The organism is Streptomyces sp. NBC_01471 (assembly GCF_041438865.1).
In the GTDB taxonomy this organism is placed as follows: Bacteria; Actinomycetota; Actinomycetes; order Streptomycetales; family Streptomycetaceae; genus Streptomyces.
In genome coordinates this window covers 1,209,391-1,235,662 of record NZ_CP109450.1, presented here as the reverse complement: position 1 = coordinate 1,235,662, position 26,272 = coordinate 1,209,391, and the positions used below count along the sequence as shown (strand labels likewise).

Below are 26,272 nucleotides of genomic sequence, written 5' to 3'. Positions count from 1 at the left end.
AGGTCAAGCGCCTTCCTCCGGTGCGGCGGACAGCGGAAGCGGCTCGGTACGGGCCGCGGGGCGGGCCCGGAAGTCCCGGTCCCGCCCCGCGGTTCACTCCGTCCGGCCGGTCACCGGCTGACCAGGATCAGGAGAGCAGCTCCACCTCCGCGAGGGTCGCCGTCCCGGTGCTCACCAGGCGGTACTGCTTGTACGTGCCCGGGTGGTCCACGGAGAAGACCCTCGTCTGCTTGTCGTAGGCGAATGACTCACCCGAGCGCTTGTCCAGCGTGGTCCACTTCGTACCGTCGGCGGACCCCTCCAGCTTCCACCCGGTCGGAGCCTTGGCCTTGTCCGACGAAGTGAGGGTGTACTGGACGGCCCGGGTCGCCGACTTCACGGGGAGGCCGGCCGAGGTGAACGAGGCATCCGTCTTCGAGGTGTTGTCGAAGAGCGCACCGGTACCGCTGGTCGCGTCCTCGCGCGGGGACGGCACCTTGTCGTCCTTGGCGATCGAGACCGGCGCCGCCTTCTTCCCGGTACCCCACTTCGACGGCCGCGGTCCCATGGCGAAGTCCAGGGTGCCACCGTGCTGCAGTACGTCGTTCGGCAGCGCGGTGGAGTTCCAGGCCTTGCCGTTCACCTTGAGGCCCTGCACGTAGATGTTCTCCGTGCTGTTCTGCGGAGCCTTGACCACCAGGTCCCTGCCGTTGTCCAGGTGGACGGTGGCCTTGGTGAACTGCGGTGAGCCGACGGCGAATTCGCCGCTGCCCATCACCAGGGGGTAGAAGCCGAGCGAGGAGAAGATGTACCAGGCCGACTGCTCGCCGTTGTCCTCGTCGCCGTGGTAGCCCTGCCCGATGTCACTGCCGGTGTACAGCCGGCCGAGGACCTCGCGGATCTTCTCCTGCGCCTTCCACGGCTGGCCCGCCGCGTCGTACATGTAGGTGACGTGGTGCGCCACCTGGTTGCTGTGCCCGTACTGGCCCATCCGCACGTCGCGCGCCTCGGTCATCTCGTGGATGACACCGCCGTACGAGCCGGTGTACTCGGGCCCCGCGGTCTCCGGCGTCGAGAAGTAGGTGTCCAGTTTCTTCGCCAGACCCGCCTGGCCGCCGTAGAGGTTGGCCAGACCGCGCGAGTCCTGCGGAGCGGTGAAGGCGTACCCCCAGCCGTCGGTCTCGGTGTAGTCGTAGCCCCAGACCCGGGGGTCGTACTTGTCCGCCGGGAGCCGCCAGCCGCCGTCCGGCGTCCTGCCCTGGAAGAAGCCGACCTCGGGGTCGAAGAGCTTGACGTAGTTCTGCGCCCGGTTGAGGAAGTACTCCGACTCCTCCTTGTAGCGGGCCTCGTGGGTCTTCTTGTAGAGCGCCTTGCCCATCTGCGCGATGCCGTAGTCGTTGACGTAGCCCTCCATCGACCACGACATGCCCTCGTTGGTCGCGGTGGACGCGTAGCCCGTGAAGGGCGAGGTGTCCATGCCCTTGCGGCCGACGCCCGAGCTGGGCGGGACGACGGTGGCGTTCTTCAGGGCCGCCTCGTACGCCGCCTTCGCGTCGAACTTCACACCCTTGACGTAGGCGTCCGCGAACGCCACGTCCGAACTGGTGCCGGTCATCAGGTCGGAGTAGCCGGGGGAGGACCAGCGGGAGATCCAGCCGCCGTCCTTGTACTGCTGGACGAAGCCGTCGACCAGCTTTCCCGCCTTCTTCGGAGTGAGGAAGGAGTACGCCGGCCAGGTCGTCCGGTAGGTGTCCCAGAAGCCGTTGTTGACGTAGACCGAACCGTCCACGACCTTGGCGCCGGTGTGCGTCGGCGTGTTGTCACCGGCCTTGGCCGAGAAGGGGCTCGCGTACTTCGTCTTCGAGCCGACCTTCTCCGAACCCGAGTTGGGGTACAGGTACAGCCGGTACAGGGACGAGTAGAGCGAGGTCAGCTGGTCGTGCGTGGCGCCCTGTACCTCGATCTTGCCGAGGATCTTGTCCCACTGGGAGCGGGCCTTCGCCTCGGTCCCCGCGAAGGTCGACGACGCGGGCAGTTCCTGCGCGAGGTTGGACTTCGCCTGGGCCACGCCGATGAGCGAGGTGGCCATGCGCAGGGTGACCGTACGGTTCTTGCCCGGCTTGAAGCGCATGTAGCCGGTGACGTTGTCGCCGCCCCCGCCGGTGAGCTTCGAACTCGCGGTGACCGGGGTGTCGGCGACGCCGTACACGAACATCCGGGTCGCGCCGGTGGAGCCGCCGCTCTTGACGTCCGAGTAGCCGCTGAAGGTGCCGGTCCTCGGGTCCAGCGTGAGGCCGCCGTCGTTGGAGATGTTGTCGAAGATCATGCTCGCGTTGTCACCGGGGTAGGTGAAGCGCATCATCGCCGCGTGGTCGGTCGGCGTCATCTCCGCCTTGAGGCCGTTCTCGAAGGTGACCCCGTAGTAGTCGGGCTTCGCGACCTCGTTCTCGTGCTTGAAGGGGAGGGCGCGCTTGGTCCGGGAGGCGTCCGGGGTTCCGGAGGCCACCGACGGCATCACCTGGAAGGTCTGCCGGTCGCCCATCCAGGGGCTCGGCTCGTGGCTGGCGCTGAAGGCCTGGAGCGTGGGCAGGTTGTCGGCGTTGTTGCCGCTCGCGTAGTTGTAGAGCCAGCTGGTCGAGCCCGCGTCCGTGACCGGTGTCCAGAAGTTGAAGCCATTGGGCACGGCGGTCGCCGGGAAGTTGTTGCCGCGCGAGAAGGAGCCGCTCGAATTGGTGCCCCGGGTGGTGAGGGCGTAGTCCGAGAGGTGCGCGGACGGCTTCTCCGCCTTCTTGGCCGCCAGCGAGATGTCGTCGATCCAGCCCCGGAACGTCGCCGGGCCCTTGGGCGAGTCGTACGCCACCAGGATCCGGTCGACGGTCTTGCCCGCGGCGACCGTCCCGATGTCCGCCGATACGGCGTTCCACTGGTTGACGTACAGCCGCATGGCGGCCCCCTGGCCCTGTGGGGTCAGCAGCCCGCCGTTGGAGTCGGTGGCCTTCAGGTCGCTCAGATAGGTGCCGTCCGTGAAGGCCAGGTCGACCGCCACATCGGTGGACGGATAGTTCAGATCGGTCTTGCCCATCTCCGGAAAGAGCTTGTACGACAGCTCGGTGTTCCGGCTGATCCGGGTATTGACGTCGAAGACCTTGTTGTACGAGTACGCGCGGCCCGTGCCCTTCTGCGTGCCCTCGTACCGCAGCGACCTGGTGCCGGTGAAGCCGGCGCCGGTCTTGGCGGTCGGTGACGAGGTGGGTCCGCTGTCCTCCCGGGTGACCATGTCGGAGGGCGGGGGCGTGCTCGTGTCGCCGTCCGAGAACTGGACATCGGCCAGCTGCACCGCGTCCGCGGCGCCGTGGTTGGCGGTGATGTCGAGGCGGTAGTGCGCGTACGCGGTGTCCGCGCCCGCGATCTCGTACGACCTGGTCTGCAACCGCTTGTCGAAGTCCTGGCCCTGCTGGGTGCTGAGGGTCTTCCAGTCCTTGCCGTCGGTGGAGCCCTGGAGGGTCCAGTCCTTCGGGTCGCGCTCGGCATGATCGTTGGCGGACGTCATCGCGTACGTCGTGAGCTTGACCGCTTCGTCGAGATCGAACTCCACCCATGCGGTGGGATGGAAGGCCAGCCACTTGGTGTCCGGGTTGATGTCGATGAGGCTTCCCTTGCCCTCACCGCTTCCGGCGTTCTCGTCACTGGCGCGCAGCGAGACGACGTGGTCCGTGACATTGCCTGGTATTCCCGCATTGATGGTGCCATCGATACCGGAGGAGCGTTTATGGCCGTCCGGGCCCACTTCCACGGTATTGCGCCAGTCCGGCTGTGGTTGGTCCGCTTCGAACGAGGAGCTGAACCCCTTGTCCCCTACATGGGGTTGCGCGGGTTGGGCGACGGCGGCGCCCTGCCCCGTCACGACGAGCACAAAAGCGGCCGCCACCAGGGCGGCGGCCGGGCCGGCCCTGTGCCGAGGTCTGGTCTGCATGAGGGTCTTTCCTCTCACCTAAGCGCTTAGGACAACGTTGTCACGCTGACGCGCAAGGTCCAGTAGGAAGGTAAGTGACATCTGAGTCAAGGGCGTTGACGACGCGCGGGCGGAAGAATTGGACGCGCTCTCATGCGACGGTGTCACCCGGTGGGCGGAGTGCACCAGATGTCTGTGAGGTCTCAACTCGGGAAAGACTGACGTTCAAACCTGCATTCGATCTTGCCCAGTCGAAGGGAAGTGGACTATACCTGTCGACGTCCGCCTAGCCGTGTCTTTGGCGGCGGGCCAGGGGGGCGGGGATCGGGGCGGGGGCTTCACGGCAGCCCGGCCGTATTCCCAGCTTTCCCTCCTGCAGCCAGTGCAACCCCAGCGTCAACTGAACGCGGTGGCGGGGCCCTTCGCCTGAGGCGAATTCTCAACGGGCGACCGGTACACCGCCTGAGTCCTGTAGAAGGCGAGGACTTGAGCATGGGATCCACCTCCGCCCGCACCAATGAGGGCCTCGGCCGTCGTGATCTGATCAAGCGGTCTGCCGCTCTCGGCCTGATCGCCGTTCCGACGATGAGTTTTCTCTCCGCCTGCGCGAGCAGCGACGACAGCGGCGACAAGCAGGTCAAGAAGGGGAAGGTGACGGCCGGCAACCCGCTGGGTGTGAACGAGACCGCCCCGCTCGACATGGTCATCTTCGACGGCGGCTTCGGCACCGACTACGCCAAGGCCGCGAACGCGCTCTACTCGAAGGCGCACCCGAAGTCGAAGGTCCACTTCTCGTCCACGCAGAAGATCCAGTCGGAGCTGCAGCCGCGCTTCAACGGCGGCACCCCGCCGGACCTGATCGACAACTCGGGCGCCGAGCAGATGGACATGGGCGTCCTGGTCGGCAAGAAGCAGCTGACCGACCTCACGCCGCTGCTGGACGCGCCGTCCGTCGACGACCCGGCCAAGAAGGTCAGGGACACCCTGCGCGCGGGCATCGTGGAGATGGGCCAGTACGACGGCAAGCCCTGCTACATCATGAACTACGCGTACACCGTCTACGGCGTGTGGTACTCGCAGACCAACCTGGACAAGCTCGGCGTCGAGTACCCCAAGACCTGGGACGACATGCTCGCCGTCTGCGCGAAGGCGAAGAAGAAGGGCATCGCCGGCTGGACGTACGCGGGCAAGTACCCGTACTACCTGCCGTTCTCGCTCTTCCCCTTCATCGGCAAGATCGGCGGCCGCAAGGTCCTCGACGACATCGACGACCTGGCGCCGAACGCCTGGAAGCACCCCGCGGTCAAGGCGGGGTTCGATGCCTACTACGAGCTCTTCAAGAAGGGCTACATCCTCAAGGGCACGCCCGGCATCGACCACATCCAGTCGCAGACGGCATGGACCGCGGGCAAGGCACTCTTCATTCCGAACGGTTCCTGGGTGGAGAACGAGTCGGCGAAGACCACGCCCAAGGACTTCGAGATGAGGGTCGGCGCGCCGTCCAGCCTGGACTCCTCCGACAAGCTGCCGTACGGGACCCTCTGGGCCGGCGGCGGTGAGCCCTTCATCGTCCCGCGGAACGCGAAGAACCCGCAGGCGGGCATGGACCAGCTGCGCATCATGCTCAGCGAGGCCTCGTCCAAGACCTTCACCTCGAAGGTGAAGTCGCTGTCCGCCTTCAACGGCGGCACCGACGGTCTGGCGCTGACGCCGGGCCTCAAGTCGGCCCAGGAGACGCTGAAGGCGGCGGGCGACAACGTCCTCAACCCGCGGCTCCAGGACTGGTACGTGAAGCTCCAGAAGGAGCAGATCGGCGTCTCCGTCCTCGGCGAGATGATGGCCGGCCGTATGACCCCGGCCGAGGCCATCAAGAAGTGTCAGCAGTACGCGGACGCGGCGGCCAAGGACTCGTCGATCACGCACTACAAGCACCAGTGAGCAAGCGTCACCAGCGGCGGCACCCGCCGGAAGATCGGGGTCGGTAACCATGCAACAAGGTAAGTACCGGTTCATTGTGGGGTTCTTGATACTCCCACTGGCGTTGTACGCAGTCTTCGTCATATGGCCGTTCATTCAGTCGATCTATTACTCGTTCACCGACTGGACCGGCCTGAGCCCGGACTTCAAGATGGTCGGCTTCGACAACTACAGCCGGATGCTCCACGACTCCACCTTCTGGAAGTCACTGGAACACAGCGTCCTTTTCGTGCTGTTGCTGCCGCTGGTGACGCTCGGCCTCGCGCTGTTCTTCGCCTTCATGCTGAATGTCGGCGGCCGCCGCCGTAAGGGCGCCGCCATCGCGGGCGTACGCGGCTCGGGGTTCTACAAGATCGCGTACTTCTTCCCGCAGGTGCTGTCGATCGCGATCGTCGCCCTGCTCTTCAGGTTCATCTACAACCCCGACGGGGGCATCCTCAACGGATCCCTGAGCGCGGTCCATCTCGACAGCATCCAGCCGGACTGGCTCGGCGATCCGAAGCTCGCCCTCTGGTGCATCTTCGCGGTCCTGGTCTGGTCCCAGGTCGGCTTCTTCGTGGTGCTCTTCTCCGCCGGTATGGCGTCCATCCCGAAGGACTTCTACGAAGCGGCGCTGCTGGACGGTGCGAGCCGGGTCACGACCTTCTTCCGGATCACCCTTCCGCTGCTCTGGGACACCGTGCAGTCGGGCTGGGTGTACATGGGCATCCTGTCCCTCGGCGCCGAGGCGTTCGCCGCGGTGAACATCATGAGTGTGGGTCCGGGCGGGCCCGCCCAATCGACCACCGTGCTGCCGCTGTTCGTCTACCAGACGGCGTTCCGTGACGGGCAGGCCGGATACGCGACAACGATCGGCGTCGCCCTCCTCGTGCTCACCATGGTGTTCGCCGCCATCGTGATGCGACTGGGCCGGCGCGAGCGGCTGGAGTTCTGAGATGAAGACCACTGACACCCCTCCGGCCGAGCTCACCGAGGAGCACGAGCCCGCGCCGCCGGCCAAGCCCGCCGCGCCCCCGGCGAAGAGGAGCGAGGGCGGCACCCTCAACGTCTTCTCGCACGGCGTGCTCATCATCTGGGCGGTCCTGGTCGTCGTACCGCTGCTGTGGGCGGTGATGTCCTCGTTCAAGAACGACCACGACATCCTCGCCAAGCCGTGGAAGCTCCCGGACCGGCTGCACTTCGAGAACTGGTCCCGCGCCTGGGGCCAGGCGCACATGGGCCAGTACTTCGGGCACACCATCGTGGTCGTCGGCTGTTCGCTCATCGGCACGCTGCTGCTCGGCTCCATGGCGGCCTATGTCCTGGCGCGCTTCGACTTCCCCGGGAACAGGTTCATCTACTTCCTGTTCGTCGGAGGGATGAGCTTCCCGATCATCCTGGCGCTGGTGCCGTTGTTCTTCGTCATGAACAACATGAGCCTGCTGAACACGACGCAGGGCCTGGTCCTGGTCTACATCGCCTACTCACTGCCGTTCACCGTCTTCTTCCTCACCTCCTTCTTCCGGACGCTGCCGGGAGAAGTGGCGGAGGCGGCGACGCTCGACGGCGCGTCGCACACCCGGACCTTCTTCCAGGTGATGCTGCCGATGGCCAAGCCCGGCCTGATCAGCGTCGGTATCTTCAACTTCCTGGGCCAGTGGAACCAGTACCTGCTGCCCACGGTGCTGAACACCGACCCGAAGCAGCGGGTGCTGGCCCAGGGGCTGGTCGAACTGGCCACCAGCCAGGGCTACAAGGGCGACTACTCCGGTCTCTTCGCCGGTCTGGTGATGGCGATGCTGCCGGTCCTCGCGGCGTACATCATCTTCCAGCGGCAGGTCGTCGCGGGTCTGACCGCGGGAGCGCTGAAGTAGGACTTCGCCCCCCGTTCTCCGTACGAACCGCCCGACGGCAGCCGCTGTCGGGCGGTTCGTCCGTTTCACGCCGGGGATCGCCTGCTCATCCGTGTCTGCCCTTGCTCAAGGTCTTGACGGGAGAGAGCGCCAAAGGGTCAGCTGAGGGTTCACATGTTGGAGATAGGGCGGGGTTCAGGACACGCGCCCCGCGCGGGGGCGGCCGTCGTGCCGTCCGCCAGTGGCAGGAGTGGATGAGTCGATGGAGACTCCGGGGTCGCAGACATCTCTGCACCGGGCCAACCTCGAGCGGGTCGTACGCGCGGTGCGTATGGCGGGCTCGCTCACTCAGGCGGAGATCGCCCGCAGCACGGGGCTCTCGGCAGCCACGGTCTCCAATATCGTTCGCGAACTGAAAGAGGGCGGCACGGTCGAGGTCACCCCGACATCGGCCGGCGGCCGCCGGGCCCGCAGCGTCTCGCTCAGCGGGTCCGCGGGCATCGTGATCGGCGTCGATTTCGGACATACGCACCTGCGGGTGGCGGTGGGGAACCTCGCCCACCAGGTGCTCGCCGAGGAGTCGGAACCGCTCGACGTGGACGCCTCGTCCGCGGAGGGCTTCGGCCGGGCCGAGGAGCTGGTCAACCGGCTGATCGAGGCCACCGGTATCGGCGCCGACAAGGTCGTCGGCGTGGGGCTCGGAGTGCCGGGCCCGATCGATGTCGAATCGGGGACTCTCGGCTCCACGTCGATCCTGCCGGGGTGGTCCGGCATCAACCCGAGCGACGAGCTCGCGTCCCGGCTCGGGGTGCCGGTGTACGTCGACAACGACGCCAACCTGGGCGCGCTCGGCGAGCTGGTCTGGGGGAGCGGGCGCGGGGTCCGGGACCTCGCCTACATCAAGGTCGCCAGCGGCGTGGGGGCCGGCCTGGTGATCGACGGGCAGATCTACCGCGGCCCCGGCGGCACGGCGGGCGAGATCGGGCACATCACGCTCGACGAGTCGGGCCCTGTGTGCCGCTGCGGCAACCGGGGGTGTCTGGAGACCTTCACGGCGGCCCGGTACGTCCTGCCCCTGCTGGAGTCCAGCCACGGCACCGGTCTGACCATCGAGCGGGTCGTCCAGCTCGCCCGCGGGGGCGATCCGGGCTGCCGCCGGGTGATCGCGGACGTCGGACGGCACATCGGCAGCGGCGTGGCCAACCTCTGCAACCTCCTGAACCCCACCCGGGTGGTGCTGGGAGGGGACCTCGCCGAGGCCGGTGAACTGGTGCTCGGCCCCATCCGGGAGTCGGTCGGCAGGTACGCGATCCCCAGTGCGGCACGGCAGCTTTCGGTGCTTCCCGGGGCGCTCGGCGGCCGGGCCGAGGTGCTGGGCGCGCTGGCCCTGGTGCTCAGTGAAATGGGCGATTCAAGTCTTTTGGACGCGGCACTGCCTACCGGCACTCCTGCCTTCACTTAGATAACGAATGACACCGTTGCCATCTCGTTAAGGATTTACTCCTTGACGCTGGCCTGGCGGCCGAGTTGACTCCAGGCACCTCGGCCGCAACGTCGCGGCCTCGTCAGGGAGGTTTCTGAAGTGAATACGCAGATGCGTCGTGCCGCCGTGGCCGTGGCCGCCACCGCGATGGCTGTCTCTCTCGCCGCCTGTGGCAGCGCCAAGGACTCCGGCGGGAGCAAGGACAAGGCGTCCTCGAACTCCGCCAAGAAGGGCGATGCCCTCAACATCGGTCTGCTCCTGCCGGAGAACCAGACCGCCCGGTACGAGAAGTTCGACAAGCCCCTGATCGAGAAGAAGGTCAAGGACCTGACGCACGGCAAGGGCAAGCTGACCTACGTCAACGCCAAGCAGCAGGCCGACACGCAGAGCCAGCAGATGGACACGATGGTCACCAACCAGGTGGACGCCATCATCGTGGACGCCGTGGACGCCAAGTCGATAGCCTCCTCGGTCAAGAAGGCCAAGGACGCCGGTATCCCGGTCGTCGCCTTCGACCGTCTCGCCGAGGGCCCGATCGACTCGTACGTCTCCTTCGACAACCAGACCGTCGGCAAGACGCAGGGCACCGCCCTGCTGAAGGCGCTCGGCTCCAAGGCCAAGTCCGGCAAGATCGTCATGATGAACGGCTCCTCCACCGACCCGAACGCCGCCGACTACAAGAAGGGCGCTCACTCCGTCCTCGACGGCAAGGTGAACATCGGCAAGGAGTACGACACCAAGGAGTGGAAGCCGGAGAACGCCAACTCCAACATGGAGGGCGCGATCACCGCCATCGGCAAGAAGAACGTCATCGGCGTCCTCTCCGCCAACGACGGCATGGCGGGCGGTGTCATCACCGCCCTCAAGTCCGCAGGCGTCAACCCGATCCCGCCGGTCACCGGCCAGGACGCGGAACTCGCCGGTGTGCAGCGCATCGTGGCCGGTTCGCAGTACATGAGCGTCTACAAGCCGTACCTGCGCGAGGGCCCGGTCGCGGCCGAGATGGCTGTGGCGCTCGCCAAGGGCCAGAAGCTCGACTCGATCGTCAAGACCAAGGTCGACAGCGCCAGCGAGAAGAACATCCCCTCGGTGATCTTCCCGGTCTACTCCCTGACCAAGGCCAACATCAAGGACACCGTCATCAAGGACGGCATCTACACGGTCAGCGACATCTGCACCCCGGCCTACAAGGCCGCGTGCGACAAGATCGGTCTGAAGTAATTCCCCTGCCCCGCAAGGGAATCACGCATCACTGAAGCCCGTCCGGCGCCCCGCCCCCTCAACTGTCCCGCTACCGGGGCGGGGCGTCGGACGGTACACCCCGCTCAGCCACCGCGCTCTCATGACAGCGCGGTATCCCCGCCGGTCAGGCGGCGAAGGAGATGGTTCAAGTGTCCGCTACGCCCGTGCTGGCGTTGCGTGGGGTCTCCAAGCGATTCGGTGCCGTCCAGGCGCTCACCGATGTGGAGCTTGAGGCCTACGGCGGTGAAGTGCTCGCCCTGGTCGGCGACAACGGAGCCGGAAAGTCCACGCTGGTCAAAACGATCGCAGGCGTGCACCCCATCGATGACGGTGTCATCGAGTGGGAAGGCAAGGCAGTACAGATCAACAAGCCGCACGACGCGCAGAACCTGGGCATCGCGACGGTGTACCAGGACCTCTCGCTCTGCGACAACATCGATGTCGTCGGCAACCTCTACCTCGGCCGGGAGCTGCGCAAGCGCGGCATCCTCGACGAGGTCGAGATGGAGCGCCGCTCCCGCGAGTTGCTGACCACGCTCTCGATCCGCATCCCCAGTGTGCGCATCCCGATCGCCTCGCTCTCCGGCGGTCAGCGCCAGACCGTGGCCATCGCACGTTCCATGCTCGGTGAGCCCCAGCTCGTCATCCTCGACGAGCCGACGGCGGCCCTCGGCGTCGAGCAGACCGCGCAGGTGCTCGACCTCGTCGAGCGGCTCCGTGAGCGCGGCCACGCGGTCCTGCTCATCAGCCACAACATGGCCGACGTCAAGGCCGTGGCCGACAAGGTCGCGGTGCTCAGGCTCGGCCGCAACAACGGTGTCTTCGACGTGAAGAGCACCTCGCAGGAAGAGATCATCGCCGCCATCACCGGCGCCACGGACAACGCTGTGACCCGTCGTGCGTCGCGCGGTGTGGAGGTTCAGAAGTGAGCATCGACAAGACCTCCGCCACGGATGCCGCGCCCGGCGTGGTGGACGCCCCGGCCCCGGCCGCCGAAGCGGTGACCGCGGTCGACCCCCGGCTGCTCGTGCGCGAGCAGGGCTTCGCCGGTTACCTGTCCGAGTTCCGGCGCAAGATACGCGCGGGCGAGCTCGGCTCCATCCCGGTGATCGTCGGCCTGATCGTCATCGCCGCGATCTTCCAGAGCGTGAACTCGCGCTTCCTCACCGCGGGCAACCTGACCGACATCTCCGTCACCATGGTCGGTACGGGCATGATCGCGGTCGGTATCGTCTTCGTCCTGCTGCTCGGCGAGATCGACCTCTCGGTCGGCTCGGTCAGCGGTGTCGCCGGAGCCGCCTTCGCCGTGCTGAACGTCACACACGGGATGAACCAGTGGCTGGCCCTGGTGCTCTCGATCCTCACCGGTACGGTCGCCGGCGCGATCCACGGGTTCTTCTTCGCCCGCATCGGTGTTCCGGCGTTCGCCGTGACCCTGGCCGGTCTGCTGTTCTGGAACGGCTTCATGCTCCAGATCCTCGGCGACAACGGAACGATCAACCTGCCGGACGACGGTCCGATCGCCAACATCACCGGCTACTACTTCTCCGATGTCGCGGTGGCCTATGGCTTCGCCCTGCTCGGTGTGGTGGTCTTCTTCCTCACCTCGTTCCTCGACGCCCGGCGCCGTGAGGCCGCGGGTGTGCCCTCCCGGCCGCTCAGCGAGATCGTGCTGCGCACCGCCGTGCTGGCGGTCGTGGGCTTCGCCGTCGCGTACATGTACAACCAGTACAAGGGTCTGCCGCTCGCGGTCCTGATCTTCCTGGTGGTGCTGGTCGGCACGGACTTCCTGCTCCGCCGCACCACGTACGGCCGTAAGGTCTTCGCGCTCGGCGGCAGTGTCGAGGCGTCCCGCAGGGCCGGTATCAACGTCACGCTGATCCGGGTCTCCGTCTTCTCCGTCGCCGGTACGTTCGCCGCCGTCGGCGGCCTGTTCCTGGCCTCCAAGATCGCCACCGCCAACCAGGGCGCAGGCAGCGGTGACCTGCTGATGAACGCCATCGCGGCGGCCGTCATCGGCGGCACCAGCCTCTTCGGCGGCCGCGGCCGCACCTGGAACGCGCTGCTCGGCGTACTCGTGATCGTCTCGATCCAGTACGGCCTGTCGCTGCAGGGCATCGCCTCGCCCATCCAGTACATGATCACCGGTGGTGTCCTGCTCGCCACGGTCGTGATCGACGCCGTGACCCGCAAGACCCAGAAGTCCGCGGGCCGCGCCTGACCACGCGCGGTCAGGAACCGCACATCGGACGCCCGGCCGGGAGACTCCCGCGCCGGGCTCCCGTGCGTCCCGGGTACGCCGAACGGGTGACGTACGACGCACCGCCCGATGACGATCGTCCCGGATGGAACATTAGACTCGACAGACCCGGCAAAGCTCGATCACAGTTCGAACGCAAGGAGGCACGGGTGCCGCTGCTGACCCGCATCAGGGGACCGCGCGATCTGGACAGGCTGGGCCCGGAGCAGCTGGAACAGCTGGCGGGGGAGATCCGGACCTTCCTCGTCGACGCCGTGTCCAAGACCGGTGGCCATCTCGGCCCGAATCTGGGTGTCGTCGAGCTGACCATCGCCCTGCACCGCGTCTTCGACTCACCGAAGGACCGGGTGCTCTTCGACACCGGTCACCAGAGCTACGTGCACAAGCTCCTCACCGGCCGCCAGGACTTCGGGATGCTGCGGACCAAGGGGGGCCTCTCGGGCTACCCGTCGCGCGCCGAGTCCGACCACGACGTCATCGAGAACTCGCACGCCTCGACGGTGCTGGGCTGGGCCGACGGCCTCGCCAAGGCCAATCAGGTACTCAAGAAGGACGACCACGTCGTCGCCGTGATCGGTGACGGCGCGCTCACCGGCGGGATGGCCTGGGAGGCGCTGAACAACATCGCCGACGCCAAGGACCGCCCGCTCGTGATCGTCGTGAACGACAACGAGCGCTCCTACGCGCCGACCATCGGCGGGATGGCCAACCACCTCGCCACACTCCGCACGACCGACGGTTACGAGCGTTTCCTGGCCCGCGGCAAGGACCTCCTGGGGCGTACGCCGGTCGTCGGCAAGCCGCTGTACGAGACCCTGCACGGCGCGAAGAAGGGCCTCAAGGACTTCATCGCCCCGCAGGGCATGTTCGAGGACCTCGGCCTGAAGTACGTCGGCCCGATCGACGGCCACGACATCGAGGCCCTGGAGTCCGCCCTGGAGCGCGCCAAGGGCTTCGGCGGACCCGTCATCGTGCACTGCCTCACCGAGAAGGGCCGCGGCTACCAGCCCGCCGAGCAGGACGAGGCCGACCACTTCCACGGCATCGGCCCCATCCACCCGGACACCGGCCTGCCGATCAAGGCCGCCGCAGCCAGCTGGACCTCGGTCTTCGGCGACGAGATGGTCAAGCTCGGCCGGGAGCGCGAGGACATCGTCGCCATCACGGCGGCCATGCTCCAGCCGGTCGGCCTGACCAAGTTCGCGAAGGAGTTCCCCGGCCGGGTGTACGACGTCGGGATCGCCGAGCAGCACGCCGCGGTCTCCGCCGCCGGTCTCGCGACGGGCGGGCTGCACCCCGTCTTCGCGGTCTACGCGACCTTCCTCAACCGCGCCTTCGACCAGCTCCTGATGGATGTGGCCCTGCACAAGTGCGGTGTCACCTTCGTACTGGACCGGGCCGGGGTCACCGGCGACGACGGCGCCTCGCACAACGGCATGTGGGACATGTCCATTCTCCAGTGCGTCCCGACGCTGCGTATCGCCGCTCCGCGCGACGCCGAGCAGGTGCGCGCCCAGCTGCGTGAGGCCGTCCAGGTGGAGGACGCGCCGACCGTCGTGCGCTACTCGAAGGGCGTGGTCGGCCCCGCCGTCCCCGCCGTGGGCCGGGTCGGCGGGATGGACGTGCTGCGCGAGGCGGGCACCGGCACGCCGGACGTCCTGCTCGTCTCCGTCGGCGCGCTCGCCCCGATGTGCCTGGAGATCGCCGAGTTGCTCAACAAGCAGGGCATCTCCACCACCGTGGTCGACCCGCGCTGGGTCAAGCCCGTCGACGAGGCGCTCGCCCCGCTCGCCGAGCAGCACCGGGTGGTCGTCACCGTCGAGGACAACAGCCGTGCGGGGGGCGTCGGTTCGGCGGTCGCCCAGGCACTGCGCGACGCCGGGGTCGACGTACCGCTGCGGGACTTCGGAATCCCGCCGCGCTTCCTCGACCACGCGTCGCGCAAGCAGGTCATGGCCGAGATCGGGCTGACCGCCCCGGACATCGCACGCCAGGTCACCGGCCTGGTGGCGAAGATCGACGGCCGGTACGAGAGCCCGTCGGCCGCGTCGGCGGAGCCCGCCCGCGACTGACCCGCACCACGCCCGCGCGCGGCCGCGCGGCACCGGACGAGCCGATGGGCCTACCTGTACGGGTGGTCCCGTCGGCTCATTCGTGTGAAAGGTCCTCGCCGAGGGGTATACATGGGGCTCCCGCGCTCCAATCATGGCGAGGACTACAAGCGTGGAGGTATACCCGTGAGCAGCAGTCTCTTCCGGACGAAATCCGTGGAGCAGTCGATTCGGGACACGGAGGAACCGGAGCACGCACTCAAGAAATCCCTGTCCTCACTGGATCTGACGGTCTTCGGTATCGGGGTCGTCATCGGTACCGGGATCTTCGTCCTGACCGGTCTGATCGCCAAGCAGACCGCCGGTCCTTCCGTGGCCCTGGCCTTCGTGGTGGCCGGTGTCGTCTGCGCCCTCGCGGCGCTCTGCTACGCCGAGTTCGCGTCGACGGTGCCCGTCGCCGGCTCCGCCTACACCTTCTCGTACGCGTCACTCGGCGAGCTGCCGGCCTGGATCATCGGCTGGGACCTCATCCTCGAACTCGCCCTGGGCTGTGCGGTGGTGGCGGTCGGCTGGTCCGGGTACGTGCGTTCGCTGATGGACACGGCCGGGATCGGCATGCCGCAGGCCCTCTCCGGGACGCAGAACGGCAAGTTCGGCTTCGACCTGCTGGCTGCCGTCCTGGTCCTGGTGCTGACCGGGATCCTGGTGCTGGGGATGAAGCTCTCCTCGCGCGTGACGACGGTCATCGTGGCGGTGAAGGTCACCGTCGTCCTGCTGGTGATCATCGTGGGCGCGTTCTACATCACCGGATCGAACTACCACCCCTTCATCCCGCACAAGGTGCAGGGCTCGGGCAGCAGCAGCCTCAGCGCCCCGCTCGTCCAGCTCTTCGGGTTCACGCCCGGCTCCTTCGGTGTGATGGGTATCTTCACCGCGGCCGCCGTCGTGTTCTTCGCCTTCATCGGCTTCGACATCGTCGCCACGGCGGCCGAGGAGACCCGCAACCCGCAGCGCGACGTGCCGCGCGGCATCCTCGGCTCGCTGGCGATCTGCACCGTGCTGTACGTGGCGGTCTCGATCGTCGTCACCGGGATGCAGAAGTACACCCAGCTGTCCACGGACGCCCCGCTCGCCGACGCGTTCAAGTCGGTCGGACACCCCTTCTGGGCGGGCGTGATCAGCTTCGGCGCGGCCGTCGGCCTCACCTCCGTCTGTATGATCCTGCTGCTCGGCCAGAGCCGGGTCTTCTTCGCCATGAGCCGCGACGGGCTGCTGCCCAAGGTCTTCTCGCGGGTGCACCCCAAGTTCGGTACTCCCTACCGCTCCACGATCCTGCTCGGTCTGATCGTGGCACTGGTGGCGGGCTTCACCTCGATCAGCGAACTGGCCGAACTGGTCAACATCGGGACGCTGTTCGCGTTCATCCTGGTGGCCGTCGGAGTCATCATCCTGCGCCGGAAGCGCCCGGATCTCCCGCGCGCCTTCCGGACCCCGCTCGTCCCGCTGGTGCCGGTCGTCTCGGCGCTGGCCTCGTTCTGGCTGATGCTGAACCTGCCGGCCGAGACCTGGATCAGGTTCGGCATCTGGATGGTCATCGGCGGCGTCGTGTACGTCTGGTACGGGCGCAAGCACAGCCGGATGGCCGAGCGCGCGGAGCAGTAACCGGGCCGGTGCCCGGGCCTCGCCGGCCCGGGCACCCACCGCTCCCACCAGCCGGAATGTTATTCTCAGCGGTACCGTATGACCGGTTGAGGGAAGGCTGGCAGCCAGCCATGTCGTCGCGTTCCGCACAGGCCGCAGGCCCGGCCACGAGCTGCTGGCTGCTGCGGGGCAAGGACGCCGGCCTCAGCGCGTACGCCCCGGCGGACGGCGGTCTGCTCCGCTGGACCGAACAGCGGCCCGGCGGGCCCGACTGGACGGGGCCGCAGTTCATCGAGGCCCCCGGTCTCACTCACGCCACCCTGGCCCAGGGCCCCGACTCCTATATCCATCTGGTCACCCGGCGCACCACCGCCCGGGGCGTCGAGCTGACGCATACGACGCAGTACCAGACAGGCCGGCCCTTCGGCCCCTGGCACTCACTCGGCAACCCGTACAAGGACGAGGACCGGGCACGCAAGGTCGGGGCCCCGGCGGCCGCGGTCGGCGCCGACGGCCGGGTCCACGTCTTCGTACGGAACGCGGGCGGCGGCGTCAGCATGCGCAGGCAGGGCAAGTCCGGCAAGTGGGAGGGGTGGAAGGACCTGAAGGGCCGTCACCTCCTCGACGCGATGCCGGCGGCGGTCGCGGTCGGCGACCGGGTCGAGCTGCTGGCCCCCTCCGAGAAGCAGTTGTCGCGCTGGTGCCAGGGCGAGCCCGGCGGCGACCTCACCGAAGCGGAACCGTTCACCGCCACGGCCGCCGCCGGATCCGTCACCGGCCTGTGCACCGCGGACGGCCGTGTCACGTACTACGGCTGCGCCCCGGGCGGCGACGGGGTGACCGCGCACCGCACGGGCACCGGCACCCTGGTGCTGGGCGGCATGCCGGACGGCGGTCCGGTGGCGGCGCTGCGCACCTCCATAGAGGGTTACGACTGCACGGTCGTCGCCCACCGCGCCAGGAGCGGCCGCCCGGCCATCGCCGCCTGCCCCACCGAGGGTGAGGCGGACGGCCTGTGGTGGACGGAGACCGGCGAGCCCTCACTCGGCGCGCCCGCGCTGGCCGTGGACGCGGCGGGGCGGGTGGTGCTCGCGGCCATCGCCGAGGACGGCACCCTGCGGGTGGCCCGGCAGAAGGCGGAACCGGGCCTCGCACTGGCGGCCTGGACCCGGGCCTGAACATCGGGCCGGGTCCGGGCCGGGCCGGTCAACCGCCGTGTGCCGGGGACTTCTTGGCCGACGCGGGGACCTCGGAGTCCGTGCGGATGGCCTTCCACAACTGGGTGGCCTGCGGCTCGGCCGCCACCACCCGGTTGGGGTCGACCTTGTCGTACGCCACCGGGAGCATGATCGTCTCCATGGTGTCCGGGTTGACGCCCTTCATGCTGCGGGCGAACTCCGCCAGCTTGGTCAGCGACGCCAGATCGGAGTCGGTGGTCAGCGACTTGGTCGCGGAGCGGGCGATCTTGTACGTCTTGGTGGGGCTGCTCAGCATGTCCTGCTTCTGCACCTCGCTCAGGAGGTCCAGCAGGAACTGCTGCTGGAGCCCGATCCGGCCCAAGTCGCTGCCGTCGCCAATGCCGTGCCTGGTCCGTACGAACTCCAGCGACTGGGTGCCGTTCAGCTTCTGCGGGCCCGCCTTGAGGTTGAGGCCGCTGGCGCCGTCGTGAATGTCCTGCGGGACATCTACGGTCACGCCGCCTATCGCGTCCACAAGGCCCTTGAACCCGGCGAAGTCGACCTCCATGTAGTGGTCGATCCGTACGTGGGACATCTGCTCCACGGTCTTCACCACACAGGCCGGACCGACCTGCGAGTAGACGGAGTTGAACATGACCCGGTTCGCGGACGGCACCGACGAGCCGTCCGACTTGGCGCACTCGGGGCGGGTCACGAGGGTGTCGCGGGGGATGCTGACTGCGGTCGCCCTGCTGCGCCCCTCGGGCACATGGATCACCAGCGCGGTGTCGGAGCGGGCGCCGCTGACGTCGCCGCCCGCTATCTTCCCGTTCTCCCCGGAGCGTGAGTCGGACCCGAGGACCAGCAGGTTCTGTCCCGCGGTCGGCAGCTTCTCCGGACGGTCGCTGCCGAGCGACTTGTTGATGTCGACGCCCTTGATGTTGCCGTTCAGGTTGCTGTACAGCCACCATGCGGTTCCGCCCGCGGCGAGCAGCAGCACCAGGAGTACGAGCAGAACGATGCGGAGCCCGCGACGGCGCTGCCGGGGGGCCTTGCGCGAGTGGGGCGGGGTGGTGGTGGCCTGAGTCATGCCGTAGTTGTCCTCTGATCCCGGTAATCGGCTTCGTGCGGAGTGACGACCGCGCCTGGCATGGGGGGACTGGCGGTCGGTCGAGTGCGACAGCGCGGAAAAAAGGGGGGCGTCGTTGCCGCCGGTTTGGATTGGCACCAGAGCATATAGGCAATTGTGTGCGTCTTGTGTGCGTCTATCGTGCTGGTGTGCGGCACAAGGCGGGAACCGCGGGCTCCGCGGCGGAAGGGAGCGACAGCGCGATGGTGGCATCAACGGGACCCCGTGCCGAGGCGTACGGGCGGCGTGAACCGCAGGCCGGAGCCCGGCGGGAGGCGGGCGCCGCCCTGCTCGTAGCGGCCACGCCCGCCGAAGCGGCCGTCCTGCTCGCGGGCGCGGGCGGGCCGGGCGAGGTCACCGTGGTCTGCCTGGAGAGCGGCGGACCGCAGGAGCGGCAGGCGTTCGAGCGGGCCGCGTCCGACTCCGCACGGCAGGGCCGCCGGGTCCGGGGCGAGCCGCGCGTCCTCGCGTCGCGCGACGACGCCGCGCAGGCCGTCCTGGCCGAACTCCGCACCCTGCGACCGGCGCTGGTCATCACCACGGGGCCCGACGCACCCTCCGGGGGTCCCGCAGCCGACCCCGGTGCCGAGCGGCGCCGTACCGCTGCCGCGTCCGCCGCTCTCCGGGCCGCCGACGCCTACCAGCGCGAGAGCGGGCAGCCGCTCCTCGTCGACTGCCGTGACCCGGCGCTCACCGACGCTACCGGCACGGGCCTGCGCCCCCGGTACGCGCTGCCCGGCACCTGGCTGATCAGGGGGAACGACGGCCGCCTCTCCGCCTATCTGCCGACGGCCGGGGCGGTGCTCCGCTGGACCGAGAGCGTGGCCGGCCGCTGGTCCGGACCCGAACGGCTGGACGCGCCAGGCCTGTTGCCCGGCCTGACCGTGGTCCAGGGGCCGGACGGCTACGTACGGCTCATCGGTCTGCGGCGTACCGAGGGCCCCGGCGGCGCGGTCACCGTGGACGTCGTGTGCGCGACGCAGTACCAGACGGGGCGCCCGGCCGGGCCGTGGCACTCGCTGGGCAATCCGCACCGCGCCGAACCGGAGCGGGGCCGCCATGTCGGCTTCCCCGTGGCCGCGTTCGACGACGACGGAACGCTCCATGTCTTCCTCCGCAACGACGAGCACACGGTGAACACCCGCCACGAGAAGTCCAACGGATCGTGGTCGTCCTGGCAGCATCTGCGCGGCACCAGGACCGCGGACGAGCTGGTGGCCCTCCGCGTGCCGGACGGCAGGGTGGAGCTGTTCGCCCGCCTGCGGGACGTCCCCGGGACGGCGCGCTGGAGCAGGACGGGGCGCGACGGCGCCTGGGCCGAGGACACCGGCCCAGGCGTCCACGCCGCCGCGGACAGCCTGGCGCCCGCGCCCGAGAGCGGCGCACTGCGCTACCGGTACGCGGGGACCGGCGAGCTCTGCCAGTGGCAGTGGAACGCCCCGGGCCCCGTGGCGCTTCTCAGCTCCGAGGCGATGGGGAGGGTCACCGGGGCGACCGGAGTCGACATCGGCGGCTGGGCCTGCACCGTGCTGGTCACCACCGATCCGTACGGGCACTGCCTGGTCGGTTTCCACGTTGACGGACGGCCCGATTCCGGTGTGTGGTGGTCGGGTACGGAGCAGTGGTGTCTGGTGCCGCCCGCCGTCGTCCGGGACGGCCGCGGCCGTCTCACGATCGCCGCGCTGGGGGCCGACGCCCGGCTCGCCGTCACCCGCCGGATGCCCGGCGGACAGGCTCTTGACCTCGGCCCCTGGGCCTAGGGCCTTTCCGGACGAAAGGTCCCGTCGGGCCCCTGCCCCGGGCGCCTCCGGCAGCTCGCCGAGACGGCTGGGACCTGCCTGTACGTAACGTACTGGCGACTTGTCCGTAACCCTTTTGCGGGTACTATTCTGACGTCAGGTAAAGCTCAGGTTAACGTTTCGGGTTGGTCTGCTGAAGCCTTGCCGTCACTGTGGTGCCGCTTGTGCGTCCGCGTTCCGTCGCGCACGTACGCCCTGGGGGGAGACGCGGGTCAGGGTGTGCGTTCGACGACGAGAAAGGGACCAGATTGATAGCCGCACTGATCCGCCATGCCGAAATAGCCAAGGGCAAGAACGTCCTTGTGCTGTTCCTGCTGCTGGCGAGTTACCTCGGGATGCTGGTCTCCGGCGTCTTCGGCTTCCTCTGGGCCTTCGCGGCGGCCCTGGTCCTCAGCTACGCGACCGACTTCTATCTGCACCGCGTCGAACCCGATCTGATCCGCTTCCTCGGCAAGCTCAAGTGGGGCCTCAGCATCCGGGTCCTGACCCGGGAACTCGGCGTGCTGGTGCTGCTGCGGGACACCAGCGGGGACGACCGGGACATCTTCACGGTGGTCTTCCTCGGCTTCGCCGCCGTGCACTCGCTGCGCCTGCTCTACACGTTCCTCTGCATGTTCATCAAGCGCCGCCGTGCCCTCCCGGTACGCGTGCGCAACCTCGATCTCAGCGCCCTGAACATGCCGGAGCCGCCGTCTCCGATCGCCTTCCGGTCCTACGAGCGCAAGCTGCTCCACCTGGACAGCGCGATCATCGTCGGCGCCATCGCCTCCCGCGCCACCCACATCATCGGCTTCAGCGTCCTCGGCGGCGCGCTGGCGGTGACCGTCGCGGTCCTCGGCATGCTGATCCTGCTGCCGACCATCAGGCAGTGCCGCCGGGTGCCCAGCCACGAGCGCACCTTCCGCATCCTGAACAAGCAGGTCGCCAAGTACCGCCCCGAGGTCGTCCTCTACTTCACCTACGCGGCCGGCGCACGGGACTCCGCCTACCAGGTCAACATGTGGCTGGAGACCCTCTCCCGGCTCGGCAGGCGGCCGTTGATCGTGCTGCGCGAGGTCACCACGCTGCGCTTCCTCGCGTACACCTCGCTGCCGGTCGTCTGCCTCCCCAAGGCCGACGACCTCAGCCTGCTGGAGCTGCCCGAGGTCCGGGTGATCCTCTATCCGGCGAACGCGGGCAAGAACGTCCACATGCTGCGGGTGGCCGAGGCCAAGCACGTCTTCATCGGACACGGCGACAGCGACAAGCTGGCCAGCAGCAACCGGGTGAGCAAGGTCTACGACCAGATATGGACGGCGGGCCGCGGCGGCGAGGACCGCTACCAGCGGCTGCGCGGCACCATCCCCGGTTCCGCCCTCGTGCCGGTGGGCCGCCCGCAGCTCAGCGCGGTCGAGTCGGTCTCGGCCCGCCCGGCCGGCCGGATGACCACCGTGCTGTACGCCCCCACCTGGGAGGGATGGACGGCCGACCCGTTCCACACCTCGCTCACCCTGATGGGCGAGAAGCTCATCCGGATGCTGCTGAACCAGGAGGAACCGGTCCGGATCCTCTACAAGCCGCACCCGTTGACCGGCAAGCGGTCCGCCGACGCGACCCGGGTGCACCGGCGCATCATGGCGCTGCTCGAAGCCGACAACGCCAAGCGCGACCGCACCAGGGACGGCCGGGGTTCCCGCGCCTCACAGGCGGACGGCGACAAGCAGCTGGCCGGTCTGGAGGCCCGGATGGCCAGGCTGAAGGCATGGACCGTGGTGGGGGTATACGGCCTCTGGCACAAGGACAGGTCCATGCTCGCCCGGCCGCCGAAGGAGACCTGGGAGGAGTTGCAGGCCGAGTGGCACGAGACCTTCTGGGCCGCGGGCGGCAGTGAGCGCCACCAGGTGGTCACCGGGCAACTGCCGTCCCTCTACAGCTGCTTCAACGAAGCGGACATGCTGATCAGCGACATCTCCAGCGTGGTGTCCGACTTCGTGGCGAGCGAGAAGCCGTACGCCGTCTCGAACCCGTCCGACTCGGACCCCGAGCTCTTCAAGCAGCTGAACCCGGCGGCGTCCGCCGCGTACATCCTCGGCCCGTCCTGCGAGGAGCTCGCCGTCTGTGTCGACGCCGCGCGCTCCGGCGGCCGGGACCGGCTTGCCGGGCACCGGGAGCACCTCAAGCGCTATCTGCTGGGCGACGGGGACTCCATGGTCCGGTTCAACGACGCGGTGAACCAGCTGTTCGCGACGGGCATCACCGAATTCCCGGCCGGGGACAGCGCGGAGCCGATCCTCGCCAACCCGTTCACCCAGGGGACCGCCGCGGTACCGCACCAGCCGGTGGACTCCGCCGTGCCCGTCCCGCACGGCGGATGGATCGGACAGCAGCCCGGACCGCAGGAATCGGTGCAGCAGTACTTCTGACCTGTGGGAGGCGACACGTTCTGATGGAGGGTACGGAGATGTACGGGCAGGAGATGCCCCGCAGGCGGATGTTCGTCACGGGCGATTCCACGGTGGTGACGCGCTCCGTCGACTACCTCCCGATGGCCGGCTGGGGGCAGACGCTCCCGCTCTTCCTCAGCCCCGCGGTGGAGGTGGTCAACTGCGCACGGGCGAAGGCGAGTTCCAAGAGCTTCTACGACCGCGGCCGCTTCCAGTGGATCCTCGACCGGGCGGCTCCGGGTGACTACGTCCTCATCACCTTCGGCCAGGTCGACTGGGAGCCGGAGGAGGGCCTGCACACCGAGCCCTTCGCCGCGTACCAGCAGTACCTGCGGCAGATGGTGCACCTCACCAGGGAGGCGCAGGCGCACCCCGTCCTGGTCCTCAGCCACGAGCGGCGCAAGTTCGACGCGTACGGCAATCTGCGGCGCTTCCTGCGCACCTACCCGATGGCCATGCGGGAGGTCGCGCAGGAGCTGTCCGCACCGCTCGTCGATCTCTACGCCCAGAGCCTGGCCTGGTGGGAGGAGCTGGGCGGCGACGCCGTCAGGGAGCTCTTCGCGCATCTGCGGCCGTACGAGAACCCCGTCGCCAATCTCAAGGGCGCGGACGACACCCACCTGCGGGCCGAGGCCGCGGTGGAATGCGCGCGTTTCATCGCCCGTGCCCTGCGGGACCAGGGGCTCGTCCCGGCGTCCTGGGTGCACAGCCTCGACCGGCTGGAATTCACCACCGACGAGATGGGCTGGCTGGACACCGCGACGTTCGACCGGCTGACCAAGGAGCGGGTGGCACAGGTGCCGGGCGCGGCACGGATCGGAGCCGGGCGGTGACCTTCCTCCTCGCCGTGGTCCGCATCCAGGAACCCGGTCTCCCGGACAGCGCGACGCAGGCGGCCGTGCACTGCGACGCGCATCCGCTGGCATCCGTCGCTCCCGGCCAGACGGTCCGGATCGCCCTGACCGTCCAGGCGGGCCCGGGCATCGGACACGCCTACGGTTACCTCGCCGAGGACTCCTTCGCCGGGGCCGCGGACGTGGTGGCGGTCCACGGTGCCGAGTACTCCTCCCTGCTGCGGCACTACCGGGCCCGCGCCGACGGCGGCGGCTCCGAAACCGCCGTCCTGACCCTGCGGATCCGGCCGGACAGCGCGGAACACGTGCTGCGTCCGGCGGTCTCCGCCGCCATCCCCGGCCGGGACCCGCGCAGGCTGCTGCGCACCGAACCACTGGCCGACCAGGGAGTGCGGATCAGGGGCTTCTCCGCCCCCGGCCGCGCCCTGAACGTCTCCGGACCCGGGTACGCGCCCGCGCTCGTCGACGTACGGGACGGCCTGCCGCAGGGCACCGTCGTGGTGGGACACACCCAGCCGCGGTCCGGGCAGGTGACCGTCACCCAAGAGGGAGTCCTGGCCTTCCAGGCGGCTCCGGGGGCGGTGGGCTACGACCACTTCCAGTACGCCGTGCAGTCGCCGTCGGGGGAGCGGGCCGAGGGCCGGGTGGTCATCCACATCGGCGATCTCTCCGAAACCCCGGGGCTGCTGACCCCGCCCGGCTTCAACGGGTCCGGCACCACCGCGCACGCGCCCTGGACCCAGCCGAAGGTCCACGGTCCGCTGCCCTGGCCGCACGAGGGCGCCCCGCTCCCCGGCTGACCCGCCGGCCCCGCTCGCAGCACCCCCGTTCGCAATGAAGTCTGGTGATCAGCGTCGTGAATTCCGTGTCCGTCCACCCCAGGGAACAGCCCGACGTCAGTGTGGTCGTCGACGTGGCCGACGCCGTGGGCCACATCGGCGCCTGTCTCGAATCGGTGCTGGCCCAGGGCGATGCCGGTTTCCTGGTGGAGGTACTGGTCTTCGACCGCGGCTCGCAGGACGGCACCCGGGAGGCGCTCCAGCAGTGGGCGGCCCGGTACCCGGCGCTGAGGTGTTCGGCCGCGCCCACCGCGTCGGACACTCCGGCACCGGCGCGCAACGCGGGGATCGAGCAGTCCACCGGCCGCCATCTCCTCTTCCTCAGCGGTACGGACCGGCTCACCGCGGGCGCGCTGAAGAGCATGGTGCGGGCGGCCGACGAGAACGACGCCGATGTCGTGCTCGGCAAGGTGGCCGGCCTGGACGGGCAGAAGGTCGGCACGTCCATGTTCACCCGCAGCACGCCCGACGCCGATGTCGCCACCTCGCGGGTGTACTGGTCGCTGAGCGCCGACAAGCTGTTCCGCCGCTCGCTGGTGGACCGCTGCGGGCTGCGCTTCCCCGAGGACTGGTCCCTCGGCGACGACCAGGCGTTCACCGCCCTGGCCTATCTGTACGCCGACCGGGTCTCCGTCGTCGCCGGCCAGGTCTGCGTCGAACAGGCCCGCCGGGTCGCCGGGGTCAACACGTCCCGGTTCAGCGGGTCCCTCGCGGACCGGATGGCGCTCACCCGCCGGATGGTCACCCTCGTCACCGAACGCGTCCAGCCGGGCCCCCTCCGGGACCAGCTGCTCGCCCGCCACTTCGAGCTGGAACTCGGCAAGGCCACCGGAGCCGCCTATCTGGCCTGCGAGGACCAGGAGTTGCGCCGGGCCACGCTCACCGAATGCCGTGGACTGCTGGAACTCCACGCGGGACCGGAGGTGTTCGGCAAGCTGCCCCGGCCGCTCTCGGTCCGCCTGGAGCTGATCCGCCGCGGTCTGTTCGCCGAGGCCGAGCGGACGGCCGCGTTCGAGCAGGGCAAGGAGAAGGCCCCGCTGCTCGTGGCGGACGGCCGCGCCTTCCGCCGGTACCCCTTCTTCAGGGACCCCGAAGTGGGCCTGCCCGACGCGTACTTCGAGATCACCCACACCCTGAAGGCCAAGTACCGGCTGACCGGTCTCAGCTGGTCGGGCACCGTGCTCAGGGTGAACGGCCACTGCTACATCGAGCAGCTGTCCACCCGCGACCCGGCCGTCCGTGTGGTCCTGCGTGAGCGTACGAGCGGCGCCGAGTACCGCTTCCGCGTCTACACCACGCCCACCCCCAAGCTCGACGCCGCCACCCGCGCGGACCGTGCGCAGGCCGGTTTCGAAGCGAGGCTCGACCTGTCGGCGGCCGACGGCTTCCAGCCCGTCGCACCCGGGCTCTGGGACCTGTTCCTGCACGTGTCCTACCAGGGGGTGGCCAAGGAGGTACGGCTCGGCGGGGCCCGCACGGAGACGGTCGCCGACCGGACGAGGCAGGGCGTCGTGGTCGGCCGGGCCGACGCGTCCGGTCTGGAGACGGTCTGCCACCTCTACGCCACGAAGGCCGGGAACCTCACCGCCGAGGTGTCCGCGAGGCGCCCGCTGCCGCAGTGACGGCGCGGTCC

Annotated in this window: 17 protein-coding genes; 15 read left to right on the top strand and 2 right to left on the bottom strand. The window is 68.8% G+C overall.

Going from position 1 to position 26,272, the window contains the following annotated elements; translation table 11 throughout:
- Positions 1–127: 127 nt before the first annotated feature.
- On the bottom strand, positions 128–3,952 hold the full coding sequence (locus tag OG285_RS05400) for a GH92 family glycosyl hydrolase (RefSeq protein WP_371790307.1): 3,825 nt from the start codon (positions 3,950–3,952) through the stop codon (positions 128–130).
- 471 nt (positions 3,953–4,423) lie between these two features.
- Between OG285_RS05400 and ngcE the strand changes: the two genes are divergently transcribed.
- From ngcE to OG285_RS05350, 10 genes are all read left to right on the top strand, one after another.
- A complete protein-coding gene (gene ngcE / locus OG285_RS05395) occupies positions 4,424–5,869 on the top strand; it encodes an N-acetylglucosamine/diacetylchitobiose ABC transporter substrate-binding protein (RefSeq protein ID WP_356830342.1) in 1,446 nt (481 codons plus the stop codon).
- A gap of 49 nt (positions 5,870–5,918) precedes the next feature.
- Positions 5,919–6,842, top strand: a complete 924-nt coding sequence (locus OG285_RS05390; protein ID WP_371790306.1) for a carbohydrate ABC transporter permease — start codon at positions 5,919–5,921, stop codon at positions 6,840–6,842.
- Between the two features lies 1 nt (position 6,843).
- Entirely contained in the window at positions 6,844–7,761 is a 918-nt protein-coding gene (locus tag OG285_RS05385) for a carbohydrate ABC transporter permease (protein ID WP_371790305.1), read from the top strand.
- A gap of 241 nt (positions 7,762–8,002) precedes the next feature.
- On the top strand, positions 8,003–9,202 hold the full coding sequence (locus tag OG285_RS05380; RefSeq protein WP_356830348.1) for an ROK family transcriptional regulator: 1,200 nt from the start codon (positions 8,003–8,005) through the stop codon (positions 9,200–9,202).
- A gap of 132 nt (positions 9,203–9,334) precedes the next feature.
- Positions 9,335–10,444 (top strand): sugar ABC transporter substrate-binding protein, encoded by a 1,110-nt coding sequence (locus OG285_RS05375; protein ID WP_356830407.1) that lies wholly within the window; start codon positions 9,335–9,337, stop codon positions 10,442–10,444.
- Positions 10,445–10,605: 161 nt separating this feature from the next.
- Positions 10,606–11,394, top strand: a complete 789-nt coding sequence (locus OG285_RS05370; protein WP_356830350.1) for an ATP-binding cassette domain-containing protein — start codon at positions 10,606–10,608, stop codon at positions 11,392–11,394.
- A complete protein-coding gene (locus tag OG285_RS05365; RefSeq protein ID WP_356830352.1) occupies positions 11,391–12,686 on the top strand; it encodes a sugar ABC transporter permease in 1,296 nt (431 codons plus the stop codon). The genes OG285_RS05370 and OG285_RS05365 overlap by 4 nt, the downstream gene beginning before the upstream one ends.
- A 188-nt stretch (positions 12,687–12,874) precedes the next feature.
- The gene (gene dxs, locus OG285_RS05360; RefSeq protein ID WP_356830354.1) at positions 12,875–14,797 is read left to right on the top strand and encodes a 1-deoxy-D-xylulose-5-phosphate synthase; all 1,923 of its coding nucleotides are present in this window, start codon (positions 12,875–12,877) and stop codon (positions 14,795–14,797) included.
- Between the two features lie 165 nt (positions 14,798–14,962).
- Positions 14,963–16,438 (top strand): amino acid permease, encoded by a 1,476-nt coding sequence (locus OG285_RS05355; RefSeq protein ID WP_371790304.1) that lies wholly within the window; start codon positions 14,963–14,965, stop codon positions 16,436–16,438.
- A 110-nt stretch (positions 16,439–16,548) separates the two neighbouring features.
- Positions 16,549–17,595, top strand: coding sequence for a hypothetical protein (locus tag OG285_RS05350; RefSeq protein ID WP_371790303.1), 1,047 nt, complete (start codon positions 16,549–16,551; stop codon positions 17,593–17,595).
- A gap of 28 nt (positions 17,596–17,623) precedes the next feature.
- Here OG285_RS05350 and OG285_RS05345 read toward each other — a convergent pair whose 3' ends face one another.
- A complete protein-coding gene (locus OG285_RS05345) occupies positions 17,624–18,685 on the bottom strand; it encodes an LCP family protein (RefSeq protein ID WP_371790302.1) in 1,062 nt (353 codons plus the stop codon).
- Between the two features lie 242 nt (positions 18,686–18,927).
- Here OG285_RS05345 and OG285_RS05340 point away from each other — a divergent pair, with 242 nt between their 5' ends.
- The 5 genes from OG285_RS05340 (at position 18,928) to OG285_RS05320 (ending at position 26,261) form a co-directional block, all read left to right on the top strand.
- Entirely contained in the window at positions 18,928–20,484 is a 1,557-nt protein-coding gene (locus OG285_RS05340) for a hypothetical protein (protein WP_371790301.1), read from the top strand.
- A gap of 287 nt (positions 20,485–20,771) precedes the next feature.
- Positions 20,772–22,925, top strand: a complete 2,154-nt coding sequence (locus OG285_RS05335) for a hypothetical protein (protein WP_356830364.1) — start codon at positions 20,772–20,774, stop codon at positions 22,923–22,925.
- Between the two features lie 23 nt (positions 22,926–22,948).
- Positions 22,949–23,779 carry a rhamnogalacturonan acetylesterase gene (locus OG285_RS05330; RefSeq protein WP_371790300.1) on the top strand — a complete coding sequence of 277 codons (831 nt, stop codon included), beginning with the start codon at positions 22,949–22,951 and terminating at the stop codon, positions 23,777–23,779.
- Positions 23,776–24,600 (top strand): Ig-like domain-containing protein, encoded by an 825-nt coding sequence (locus tag OG285_RS05325; protein WP_371790299.1) that lies wholly within the window; start codon positions 23,776–23,778, stop codon positions 24,598–24,600. Before OG285_RS05330 ends, OG285_RS05325 begins: the two co-directional genes overlap by 4 nt.
- 44 nt (positions 24,601–24,644) lie before the next feature.
- Positions 24,645–26,261, top strand: coding sequence for a glycosyltransferase family 2 protein (locus OG285_RS05320; protein WP_371790298.1), 1,617 nt, complete (start codon positions 24,645–24,647; stop codon positions 26,259–26,261).
- Positions 26,262–26,272: the final 11 nt, after the last annotated feature.